The organism is Variovorax boronicumulans (assembly GCF_040544675.1).
Taxonomy (GTDB): domain Bacteria; phylum Pseudomonadota; class Gammaproteobacteria; order Burkholderiales; family Burkholderiaceae_C; genus Variovorax; species Variovorax boronicumulans_D.
This window is the reverse complement of record NZ_JBEPKK010000032.1, coordinates 1-11,234: the sequence shown is the minus strand read 5'-3', so window position 1 is coordinate 11,234 and position 11,234 is coordinate 1. Positions and strand designations below refer to the sequence as shown.

Genomic DNA, 11,234 nt, shown 5'->3' with positions numbered 1-11,234 from the left:
GGTTCCCGTGTGAAAGTAGGTCATCGTCAGGCTCTTACAGCCCAGAAAACCCCAGTCAACACTGACTGGGGTTTTTTGCTTTGCGTGGACGGTTTTTACGCCGCGAGAAATCAAGCAAGCAGCAGCCCCGGAATACTCGGACAATAAAAAAGCCCGATGGAGCAATCCACCGGGCTTTTGCTATTTGAAGAAGCTGTCGAAGATCAGGCTGCCAGCCGCTGCTCGATCGCTGCCTTGGTTTCCGGCAGCTCCTTCGGCAGATGATGCGACAGCTGCTGAAACAGTTCGGCGTGCAGCTTCAGTTCCGCCTGCCATGCCGCCTTGTCGATGCTGGTTACCGTGGCGAACTGCTCGGCGCTGAATTCCAACCCCGTCCAATTGAGATCTTCATAGCGCGGGCTCACCCCGGTGATGTGCTCGACGCCTTCGGTCTTCTTGCCTTCGACACGATCGATCATCCACTTCAGCACGCGCATGTTCTCGCCATAGCCAGGCCAGACGAACTTGCCGTCGGCACCCTTGCGGAACCAGTTGGTCGTATAGATCTTCGGCAGCTTGGCGCCCGAAGCCTCGAGTTTCTTGCCCAGGTCGAGCCAGTGCTGGAAGTAGTCCGCCATGTTGTAGCCCGCAAACGGCAGCATCGCGAACGGATCGCGGCGCACCACGCCCTGCTGGCCGCCGGCCGCGGCGGTGGTTTCAGAGCCCATGGTCGCCGCCATGTAGACGCCTTCGACCCAGTTGCGGGCCTCGGTCACCAGCGGAACGGTGGTCGAGCGGCGGCCGCCGAAGATGAAAGCATCGATGGCCACGCCCTTCGGATCGTCCCAGGCGTCGTCGAGCGCCGGATTGTTGGTGGCGGCCACGGTGAATCTCGAGTTCGGATGCGCCGCTTTGGCGCCGGTTTTCTTGGCGATCTGCGGCGTCCAGTCGTTGCCTTGCCAGTCGGTCAGGTGCTCGGGCAGGGTCTTGGTGTCCTGCTCCATGCCTTCCCACCAGACGTCGCCGTCGTCGGTCAGCGCCACATTCGTAAAGATCACGTCGTGATTCAGGCTGTTCATGCAGTTCGGGTTGGTCAGCATGTTGGTGCCCGGCGCCACGCCGAAATAGCCGGCTTCGGGGTTGATCGCGTACAGGCGGCCATCCTTGCCGGGCTTGATCCAGGCGATGTCGTCGCCGATGGTCGTGACCTTCCAGCCTTCGAAGCCGGCGGGTGGAACCAGCATCGAGAAGTTGGTCTTGCCGCAGGCGCTCGGGAAGGCGGCCGCCACGTGGTACTTCTTGCCTTCGGGATTCGTCACGCCCAGGATGAGCATGTGCTCGGCCAGCCAACCCTCGTCCCGGCCCATGTTCGAGGCGATGCGCAAGGCAAAGCACTTCTTGCCCAGCAGCGCGTTGCCGCCGTAGCCCGAGCCGTAGCTCCAGATTTCGCGCGTCTCGGGATAGTGAACGATGTACTTGGTTTTGTTGCAGGGCCAGGACACGTCCTTCTGCCCGGCTTCGAGCGGCGCGCCCACCGTGTGCACGCAAGGCACGAACTCGCCTTCGGTGCCCAGCACCTCGTACACCGCCTGGCCCATGCGGGTCATGATGCGCATGTTGACCGCCACGTAGGGGCTGTCAGAAAGTTCGATGCCGATGTGTGCGATCGGCGAGCCCAGCGGGCCCATGCTGAAGGGCACCACGTACATCGTGCGGCCTTTCATGCAGCCGTCGAAAAGGGGCTGCAGCGTCGCACGCATCTGCGCGGGTGCCATCCAGTTGTTGGTGGGACCTGCGTTTTCCTTTTCGTTGGAGCAGATGAAGGTGCGGTCTTCGACGCGTGCGACGTCGGTGGGGTCGGACACCGCGAGGAACGAGCCGGGCCGCTTGGCGGGGTTGAGCTTCTTGAAGGTGCCGGCATCGACCAGTTGCTGGCAAAGCCGGTCGTACTCTTCCTTGCTGCCGTCGCACCAATAGACGGCCTCGGGTTTGCACAGCGCGGCCATATCGGCCACCCAGGCAATCAGTTTTGCGTTCTTGACGTATGAGGGCGCCTGAATGGTGAGGCCCTTCATCGTGGGTGCGTTCATCGGAAATCTCCTAAGTTGAAAAATCGTCTTTCCGAACGGGACGCCGTGCCGCGAAGCCACGGAGGTCCGTTTGAGAAAACGTTTCGCCCAGGAAGATTGCTGGATGGAGATTGCGTCAGCGCGGGCCCCACCGCCCACGGACGACTTCGCAAGCGGCTGTCAGGCCATGTAGACAGCGATGGATGCCAAGAGGAGCATCAGCACGCCGCCTGCGAGCGGGAGCACGATGGGCATCAGGTGAACGACCGATTCGACGGCGTCTTTTTCGACGACTGCAGCGTGACCGGGCTCGACGGGAGTGGGGTTGGACATCGGGAAGTACCTCGAATACACAAATGACAAAACTGCGGACATTTTACCGGCGAGGCCTCGCTGTCCGGTCTAGGGGCTTGCGAGCCCCTCAGTGTTGCTCTTCGGCCTCGAACCCTGCGTCCTTCAGGGCGGTCAGTACGCTGGCAAGGTGCGCCCGGCCGCGGGTCTGCAGCACCAGCTCGATGTCGACGTTCTGCGCCGCCAGCATCGTGAACGCCCGTTGATGATGAACCTCATCGACGTTAGCGCCCGCTTCCGCCACAGTGGCCGTGATCTCGGCCAGTGAGCCCGGCACGTCCCGCGCGCTCACCCGCACCCTCGCCAGCCGTCCGGCCCGCACCATGCCGCGTTCGATGATGGCCGCGAGCAGCAGCGGATCGATGTTGCCGCCCGAAAGCACCAGCCCCACGCGCTTGCCCTTGAAGCGCTCCGGATGCCGGATCAGCGCCGCCAGCCCGGCCGCGCCCGCGCCCTCCACCAGGGTCTTTTCGATCTCCAGCAGCATCAGCACGCCCTGTTCGATGTCGCCTTCGTCCACCAGGACGAGGTCGTCGACCTTGCTCGCGATGATTTCCTGCGTCAGCACGCCGGGCGTGCCGACCGCGATGCCTTCGGCGATCGTGCTCTTGCCCTGCGCGTGCTTCGTGCCCTTGATGGCGTTCACCATGCCCGGGAAGCGCGTGGTCTGCACGCCGACGATCTCGATGCCGGGCTTGCGGTCGCGCGCGGCGATGGCCATGCCCGCGATCAGCCCGCCGCCGCCGACCGCCACGACCAGCGTGTCGAGGTCGGGCACCGCGTCGAGCATTTCGAGTGCCACCGTGCCTTGCCCGGCAATGATGGCTTCGTCGTCATAGGGATGCACGAAGGTCAGGCCCTCGCGTTCGGCAAGCTCCAATGCGTGCGCGCGGGCCGCATCGAGCGTGTCGCCGTGCAGCACCACCTCGGCGCCGAAGCCGCGGGTGCGCTCGATCTTCACGCCCGGCGTGAAGCGCGGCATCACGATCAGTGCGCGCAGGCCCAGGCGTTGGGCGTGATAGGCCACACCCTGTGCATGGTTGCCGGCCGACATGGCGATCACGCCGAGGGTGCCGTTCGCGGAAAGATCGACCAGCTTGTTGCACGCTCCCCGTTCCTTGAACGACGATGTGAACTGCAGGTTCTCGAATTTCAGGAACACCTGCGCGCCGACGATTTCCGAAAGCGTGCGCGACTCGACACAGGGCGTATTGAGCACCTGGCCCTGCAGGCGCGTCGCGGCGCGCTCGATTTCTTGGATTCCAACCATGGCGCGCATTGTGGCTGGAATCGCCGGATCAGGGTTTTTACCCTTTCGGCGTCTTCCCGAAGCCAAAAGTCTGCGTTATGGTTCCTCCACGAATTTCCTCATCGGAGGTTGCCTGATGGTCAAGCGTGCGGGTGTCGATGTAGTGGCTGCTGCGGTACGCGGGCAGGCATTGCCTTCGCCCGGCCTCAAGGAAGCGCCGGTGCTCGAGCTCATGTGCTCGCACTTCGTGCTCACGCTCGCCGCCAAGCAGGGGCCGCGCTTCAATGTGCGGCGCGACATCAACGGATTGCTCTCGCTCACCGGGCGTCACCTGGTATGGCCTGCTCCGGTGTTGCAGCGCTTGCGCGAGTTCCTCGGCCGGCGCTGCGCGGGTAACGAAGCGTGGAAGGGCGTCGAGGATTTCGACGGCCGCACGCTGCTCGAACGCCACGGCGTCTGGCGTGGCCCGTATGAAGAAGGCACGCTCTTCTTCTACCTGGACGAATACGCGAAGGACCAGCCCAAGGACCTGCTCTCGGTGCTCGCCGTCACGCGCGACTGGCTCACGCATGCATTGCGCAAGCAGTCGACCCTGGTCGAGAAGAACATCGACGCGCTCGCCGGCCTCCTGCAGCTCAACAAGGCCGAGCGTGCGCTGTTGCTCTACGGCACGCTCGCACGCTACCAGCGGGATCTGCGCTCGCTGCTGGTCGAGTTCAAGGTCAACAACGCGCCCGAAGCCTATGCGGCCATCGCCGACATCGCCGGCGTCAACGCGACCGAGGTGGGCGAGGCGCTGCGCGCCGGCTCGCGGCTGGAGCGCATCGGCCTGGTCGAGAACCTGATCTCCGAGCACAACATCACCGACCTTGCCGACCTCATGAAGGTGAGCGAGAAACTGCCGCCGGTGCTGATGCGCGAATACCGCGACCAGAACGAGCTGATGGCCGTGTTCACCCGGCCCTCGGCCAAGAGCGCGCTCACGCCCCACGATTTTTCTTTTGTCGAGGAAGACGCGCAGATGCTGGTCACGCTGCTGCGCGCCGCCGTCGCGCGCAAGGAGCCCGGCGTCAACGTGCTGCTGTACGGACCGCCCGGCACCGGCAAGACCGAACTCGCCAAGGTGGTGGCGCAGGCCGCCGGACTCGAACTCTTCGAAGTCGAATACGCCGACCGCGACGGCAATTCATTGAGCGGCCGCGACCGCTACCGCTCGCTGCAGATCGCGCAGGTGTTCCTCAAGGGCAGCGCGCAGGCGGCCTTGCTGTTCGACGAGGTCGAGGACGTGTTCCCGCCCATCAGCACCGAAGCCGCGCAGTTCATGGCGCGCGCCGAGCAGATTCCGGCAGCCACCAGCGGCAGCGTCAGCGGCAAGGCCTGGGTCAACCAAATCCTGGAAGCCAACCCCGTGCCCACGTTGTGGGTCACCAACCGCATCGAGCAGATCGACCCGGCCTTCAGGCGCCGCTTTGCATACCACCTCGAACTCAAGTCGCCGCCGCCCGGCGCGCGCGAGCAGCTCGTGAAGAAGACGCTCGAAGGCGTGGTCGTGTCCGAGGCCTTCACCGCCAAGCTTGCCGAACGCAAGGGCCTGACGCCCGCGCAGATCCGCACGGCGGTGCGTTTCGCGGGGCTGGCCAGGACCGACGATGCCTCGGTCGAAGCCCTCATCGAGCGGCAGTTGCGCAATGCCGACATGGCCCTGGGCACGCTGGACACCGGCCGCGGCGAGCGCCGCAGCGTCACCACCTACGACCTGGACATGCTCAACGTGGAGACCCGTTTCGAGATCCCGCGCATCGTGCAGGCGATCAAGGCGCGCGGCCACGGCACGCTGTGCTTCTACGGCGCGCCCGGCACCGGCAAGACCGCGCTGGCCGAGCACATCGCCCAGGCCATCGGCCGCCCGTTGATCATCAAGCAGGCCAGCGACCTCATGAGCAAGTACGTGGGCGAGACCGAGCAGAACATGGCCGCCATGTTCAAGGAGGCCGAGGCCGAAAAGGCGGTGCTGCTGCTCGACGAGGCCGACTCCTTCCTGCAGGACCGGCGCGGCGCGCAGCGCACCTACGAGGTGACCGAGGTCAACGAGATGCTGCAGGGCATGGAGCGCTTCAACGGCGTGTTCATCTGCACCACCAACCTGCTCGACCGCCTCGACCAGGCGGCGCTCAGGCGCTTCACCTTCAAGATCAAGTTCATGCCGCTCACGGCCATGCAGCGCGAGCGCATGTTCGTGACCGAGGCGTTGGCGGGCGATGCGGCTTTGATGACCGGCCCGGTGAAGGCGCGGCTCGCCCAACTGTCACAGCTGTGCCCCGGAGATTTCGCCGCCGTGAAACGGCAGACCGATATCCTCGCGGTCGAATTTTCGGCGGTGGAGTTTCTAGACCAGCTCGAAGCCGAGCACCGCATCAAGCCCGAGGTGCGCGAGTCGCGCGGCATGGGCTTCGTTCAGTAACGATCCACAAGAAAACGTGGCCGCAGGCACGGACACGAGGAGGACCCCATGGCCATTCGCACACCAGACCTGCGGCAACCGCCGCGTCCCGGCACATGGGCTGCCGCGGCGGCACTCGCAGCGGCAGCAGTTCTGCTGGCCGGTTGCGGTGGCGGCGGTGGGGGCGGAGGAGGCGGCGGCGGTTTTCCGATCGTCGCGCCGCCCACCGGCACCAACCCGCCCGGAGGCGGAGGCGGCGATGGCGGCACGGACGCGGAAATCGTTGCCTCCTCGACAGTGGAGGGCCTGTGCGCCGCGCCGCGCAGCGGCATCAATCCCGCCACCGGCATCCGCTTTCCGGACAGCGCCGGCTCGCTCGGCGACGAGAAGAAGTGGGTGCGCAGCTGGATCGACGAAACCTACCTTTGGTACAACGAAGTGCCCACCACGCTGAAGGCGGCCGACTACGCAACGCCCGTCGCCTTCTTCAACGTGCTCAAGACGCCGGCCACCACGCCTTCGGGCCGCGCCAAGGACCGCTTCCATTTCATCTACGACACCGAGGTGTACCGGCAGTTGTCCAACGCCGGCATCTCGGCGGGGTACGGGATCGAGTTCGCGTTCGTGCGCAGTTCACGGCCGAACCGCGACCTGCGCGTGGCCTTTGTCGAGCCGCATTCCAGCTCGCCCGCCGCGGCCCAGGACATCGCGCGCGGTGCGAAGATTCTCGAGATCGACGGCGTCGACGTGCTCAACGGCACGAACACGGCGGTCATCAACCGCGGCATCTCGCCGCAGGCGGCGGGCGAGACGCACACCTTCAAGTTGCAGGAAGGCAGTTCGACGCGAACCCTCACCCTCACGGCTGCCTTGGTGACCCGCACGCCGGTGCAGAACGTCAAGTTCATCGACGACGCGGGCAGCCGCGTCGGGTACCTGCTGTTCAACGACCACATCGCCACCTCCGAGGCGCAGCTCATCGCGGCGGTGAACAAGCTCAAGGGCGATGGCATCCAGGACCTGGTGCTCGACATGCGCTACAACGGCGGCGGCCAACTCAACATCGCGAGCCGACTGGCCTACATGGTGGCGGGGCCGGCCGCGACCTCCGGCAAGACCTTCGAGCTGCTGGCCTTCAACGACAAGAATCCGTTCCGCCGCACGCTGGTGCAGAACCTCACCCCCTTCCTCAGCACCAGCCGGGCCAGCCAGCCGCTGCCCACGCTCGGCCTCTCGCGCGTGACCGTGCTGACCAGCCCCGACACCTGCTCGGCCAGCGAGTCGGTGATCAACAGCCTGCGCGGCATCGGCGTCACCGTCAATATCGTCGGTGGCACCACCTGCGGCAAGCCCTACGGCTTCCTTCCGCAGGACAACTGCGGCACGACCTACTTCGCGATCCAGTTCAAGGGCGTGAACCAGGCGGGTTTCGGCGACTACGGCGACGGCTTCGCGCCCACCTGCGCCGTGGCCGACGACTTCGGCCACCAGCTTGGCGACCCCGCCGAGGCGCGGCTGGCCGCGGCGCTCACGCTGCGCAGCTCCGGCGCATGCCCTGCGGCGGCGTCGTCGTCCAAGGCCACAGCGGGCATCGGCCTCGACAAGGCCGGGCAGCCCGCGCCCGAGGATGCGGAGCAGCCCGCCTTGCTCAACCGCTCGCCCTTGCGCGAGAACCGCCTGATCGAGCCTCCATCCAGCGACGGCTGAGGCTGCCCGCGCCCGCGGGGCTTCGCGGAAAACACCTAGCGCCAGCGCTTGCCATGCGCATGGCTTGACCCTTAAAGTTGTTTGGGAAACGTTTGCGCAAAGCTTTGCGCAAACGTTTGTATTTCGGCGTTTTCGCCTGAGAACCAAATAACTAGGAGCAGCAGATGCAGAAGATGCGCAAATGGACAGGGGCGGTGCTCGCCCTCGTCGTCGTGACCGTCGTGGCGGGCTGCGGCGGAGGCGGCGGTGGCAACGACGGCTTCGGACTCGCCCCCGGTTATGGCGCCGCCCCTGCGCCCGCGCAGAAGATCATCATCGACAGCGACTACAACACCATGAGCGACGACGGCCAGCTCGGCGTCATGGCCGCGCAGCTGCAGGCCGAGGGCAAGGTCCAGGTCATGGGCATCAGCGTGGTCTCGGGCAACCAGTGGCTCAGGCAGGGCGTGGCCGATGCGCTGATGTCGGTCGAGCGGCTCGGCGTGGGCGACCGCATCGGCGTGTACGCCGGCGCGAACTACGCGCTCAACCATACCTTTGCCGATGTCGAAGCCGAAATGGCCGCCGGTGCGGGCGGCGACGGCTACCTGGGCGCCTGGAGCGGCCCCGAGCCCAAAAGCGACGCCGACCTCAAGCCCTCGCCCGACGGCTTTGCCACCCGCACGCTGGTGCAGCGCAAGAGCGCGGTCGATTTCATCATCGACACGGTCAAGGCCAACCCGAACGAGATCACCATCCTCGCGATAGGCCCGCTCACCAACATCGCGCTGGCGGTGAAGAAGAGCCCCGAGATCGTGCCGCTGATCAAGAAGATCATCTACATGGGCGGCGCCATCGACGTGCCGGGCAACACCACCAAGACCGCCGAGTTCAACTGGTGGTTCGACCCCGACGCCGCGCAGTTCGTGGTGCGCCTGCCGATCCCGCAGGTGATCGTGCCGCTGGACGTGACCGACACCGTGTTCCTCACCAAGCCGATCTACGACCGCATCGCCCACCCGGCCAAGCCGACCGCGGTAACGGAGGTGTTCCGCAAGCTCAACGGCTACGGCTTCAGCGGCACCAACGGCTTCGAGAACAACCCCGACTACACCCAGAACATCTGGGACACCCTCACGCTTGCTTACCTGATCGACCCCAGCTACGCCACCAAGACGGTGGAGCGCTATGTCGACGTGGTCGCCAAGCCAGGTGCGGCGGACAACGGCCGCTCCATCGGCTACGCGTCGCAGCCGGCAGGCCCGACGCTGCAGAAGATGACGGTGGTTCAGGGCTTCGACAACGCGCGCTTTTTCAACCTTTTCGTCGACCTGCTGACGCGGCCGGTACCGGTCAGGCTGCCGCCGGCGAACTGAGCGTCATAAGCCGCGCTTATCTAAAAGCAACCAGGAGACGCATTCCCATCAGGTGTTGCCCTGCGGATACTCGCCCACGTTCGCACCTTGCGGACGCACAACGATTCCGACCGAGACAACGCCGTGCCCCTCGCCGCCACCACCGCCATTGCCGCCATCGACAGCCACGCCCACGTGTTTGCGCGTGGCCTGCCCTTGGCGGCGGTGCGCCGGCACGCCCCCGACCACGACGCCACGCTGGCCGAGTACCTCGGGCTGCTCGATGCGCACGGCATCTCGCATGGCGTGCTGGTGCAGCCCAGCTTCCTGGGCACCGACAACCGCTTTCTGCTCGACGCGCTGCGCGCCTGTCCCGCGCGGCTGCGCGGCATCGCCGTGGTCGACCCCGCGACCGCGGACGACGCGCTGCTGCACGCCATGGCCGAAGCCGGTGTCTGCGGCATCCGCCTCAACCTCGTGGGCATGCCGCTGCCCGACTTCTCGCGGCCCGAGTGGCAACAACTGTTCGCCCGCGTCAAGGCGCTCGACTGGCATGTGGAGCTGCATCGCGAATCGCGCGACCTGTGCCTGGCCGCACAACCCGTTCTCGACGCCGGTTGCGCGCTGGTGGTGGACCACTTCGGCCGGCCTTCATCGCCGGACATTGCTTCCGATGAAGGCTTCGCGTGGCTGCTTCGCGCTGCGGGCAGCCGGCGCCTCTGGGTGAAGCTCTCGGCCGCCTACCGCAACTGGTCCCCGGCCTTGCCCGCGCCGGCACGCGACGCCGCCCAGGCGCTGCTGGAAGCCCTCGGGCCCGCGCGCCTCGTGTGGGGGAGCGACTGGCCGCACACCCAGCACCGCGAGTTGGTCGACTACACCGCCGCCCACGCGGCGTTGGCCGACTGGGTGCCCGATGCCGACGCGCGTCGCCAGATCCTGGTCGACACGCCGGCCCGTTTGTTCAAGTTCAAAACAGGAGACAACCATGACCAATGAAATCTCGCGCCCGCGCCCACGCCTGATCCGCGTCATCCCACTGGCCCTCGCGGGCGCGGCGCTGCTGCTCGCCGGGTCGCCCGCCCATGCCGATGCGTGGCCGTCCAAGCCCGTGCGGATGGTCGTGAGCTATCCGCCGGGCGGCACGGTCGACGCGGTGGCGCGCATCATCGCGCCACGGCTGTCGGCCAGGCTGGGCCAGCCGGTGGTGATCGACAACCGCGGCGGCGCCGGTGGCGCCATCGGGGGCGACCTGGTCGCCAAGAGCGCGCCCGACGGCTACACCGTGATGCTCGATGCCTCCAACCATGCGCAAAACCCGGCACTGCGCAAGATGCCTTTCGACACGCTGCGCGACCTGGCGCCGGTCTCGCTGCTGGTCAGGGTGCCCAACGTGCTGGTCGTGAACCCGTCGGCGCCGATCAAAAGCGTGCCGGACCTGATCGCCCAGGCCAAGGCGAAACCGGGTGGCATCAACTACGCATCGTCCGGCAACGGTTCGGCGCAGCATCTGGCGGGCGAGCTGTTCGCCTCGATGGCGGGCGTCCAGATCACGCACGTGGCCTACAAGGGCGGCGGCCCCGCGCTCACCGATGTCATGTCGGGCCATGTGCCGGTGTTTTTCGCCAGCCTGGCGTCGAGCCTGCCCTTCATCCAGGGCGGCAAGCTGCGGGCGCTGGCGGTCACCGGCAAGGCGCGCTCGCCCGCGCTGCCGCAATTGCCGACCGTCTCGGAAGCCGGTTTGCCGGGCTACGAGGTCTATGAGTGGAATGCGGTGTTCGTGCCCGCCGGGACGCCCGCGCCGGTGGTGGAGCGCCTGTCGAAGGAAGTCGCGGCCACGCTCAGGGAGCCCGAGGTGCGCACGCGGCTCGAAGCGCTGGGTGCCGAGGTGATCGGCTCCAGCCCGGCCGAACTCGACAGCTTCCGCCGCGCCGAGATCGCCAAGTGGACCCGGCTCGCGAAGGACAACAAGATCCAGGTGGACTGAGCCGGTTGCGCCGGCGCCTTTGGGCTTCTAGTGTCCTGTCCCGTTAATTCGTAGGCACGAGAACTGCTTGTGGTGAGGCATCCTTGGAGATGCTGCCATGCCCAACGCCCACGTACGCACT

The 11,234-nt window shown here is 66.2% G+C and carries 8 protein-coding genes; 5 read left to right on the top strand and 3 right to left on the bottom strand.

All coding sequences use genetic code 11. The features are described 5' to 3' along the window. Positions 1–203 precede the first annotated feature (203 nt). From ABIC90_RS27040 to ABIC90_RS27030, 3 genes are all read right to left on the bottom strand, one after another. Positions 204–2,069, bottom strand: coding sequence for a phosphoenolpyruvate carboxykinase (GTP) (locus ABIC90_RS27040; protein ID WP_354359770.1), 1,866 nt, complete (start codon positions 2,067–2,069; stop codon positions 204–206). A gap of 159 nt (positions 2,070–2,228) precedes the next feature. Beyond that, positions 2,229–2,381 (bottom strand): hypothetical protein, encoded by a 153-nt coding sequence (locus tag ABIC90_RS27035; protein ID WP_354359768.1) that lies wholly within the window; start codon positions 2,379–2,381, stop codon positions 2,229–2,231. A gap of 88 nt (positions 2,382–2,469) precedes the next feature. Beyond that, on the bottom strand, positions 2,470–3,669 hold the full coding sequence (locus ABIC90_RS27030) for a threonine ammonia-lyase (protein ID WP_354359766.1): 1,200 nt from the start codon (positions 3,667–3,669) through the stop codon (positions 2,470–2,472). 115 nt (positions 3,670–3,784) lie between these two features. Between ABIC90_RS27030 and ABIC90_RS27025 the strand changes: the two genes are divergently transcribed. The 5 genes from ABIC90_RS27025 (at position 3,785) to ABIC90_RS27005 (ending at position 11,113) form a co-directional block, all read left to right on the top strand. After that, positions 3,785–6,109: an ATP-binding protein gene (locus ABIC90_RS27025; protein WP_354359764.1), complete on the top strand. Its 2,325-nt coding sequence runs from the start codon at positions 3,785–3,787 to the stop codon at positions 6,107–6,109. Positions 6,110–6,157: 48 nt separating this feature from the next. After that, a complete protein-coding gene (locus ABIC90_RS27020; protein ID WP_354359762.1) occupies positions 6,158–7,795 on the top strand; it encodes a S41 family peptidase in 1,638 nt (545 codons plus the stop codon). A gap of 164 nt (positions 7,796–7,959) precedes the next feature. After that, positions 7,960–9,150 carry a nucleoside hydrolase gene (locus tag ABIC90_RS27015; protein WP_354359760.1) on the top strand — a complete coding sequence of 397 codons (1,191 nt, stop codon included), beginning with the start codon at positions 7,960–7,962 and terminating at the stop codon, positions 9,148–9,150. A 123-nt stretch (positions 9,151–9,273) separates the two neighbouring features. Next, positions 9,274–10,125 (top strand): amidohydrolase family protein, encoded by an 852-nt coding sequence (locus tag ABIC90_RS27010; protein ID WP_354359758.1) that lies wholly within the window; start codon positions 9,274–9,276, stop codon positions 10,123–10,125. Further along, positions 10,115–11,113, top strand: coding sequence for a tripartite tricarboxylate transporter substrate binding protein (locus ABIC90_RS27005; protein ID WP_354359756.1), 999 nt, complete (start codon positions 10,115–10,117; stop codon positions 11,111–11,113). Before ABIC90_RS27010 ends, ABIC90_RS27005 begins: the two co-directional genes overlap by 11 nt. Positions 11,114–11,234 lie beyond the last annotated feature (121 nt).

What these genes read in the sequence shown, in the direction of transcription:
- ABIC90_RS27020 (WP_354359762.1), top strand. Translation starts at nt 6,158, where the DNA reads ATGGCCATTCGCACACCAGACCTGCGGCAACCGCCGCGTCCCGGCACA.
- ABIC90_RS27005 (WP_354359756.1), top strand. Translation starts at nt 10,115, where the DNA reads ATGACCAATGAAATCTCGCGCCCGCGCCCACGCCTGATCCGCGTCATC.
- ABIC90_RS27040 (WP_354359770.1), bottom strand. Translation starts at nt 2,069, where the DNA reads ATGAACGCACCCACGATGAAGGGCCTCACCATTCAGGCGCCCTCATAC.
- ABIC90_RS27015 (WP_354359760.1), top strand. Translation starts at nt 7,960, where the DNA reads ATGCAGAAGATGCGCAAATGGACAGGGGCGGTGCTCGCCCTCGTCGTC.
- ABIC90_RS27030 (WP_354359766.1), bottom strand. Translation starts at nt 3,669, where the DNA reads ATGGTTGGAATCCAAGAAATCGAGCGCGCCGCGACGCGCCTGCAGGGC.
- ABIC90_RS27035 (WP_354359768.1), bottom strand. Translation starts at nt 2,381, where the DNA reads ATGTCCAACCCCACTCCCGTCGAGCCCGGTCACGCTGCAGTCGTCGAA.
- ABIC90_RS27025 (WP_354359764.1), top strand. Translation starts at nt 3,785, where the DNA reads ATGGTCAAGCGTGCGGGTGTCGATGTAGTGGCTGCTGCGGTACGCGGG.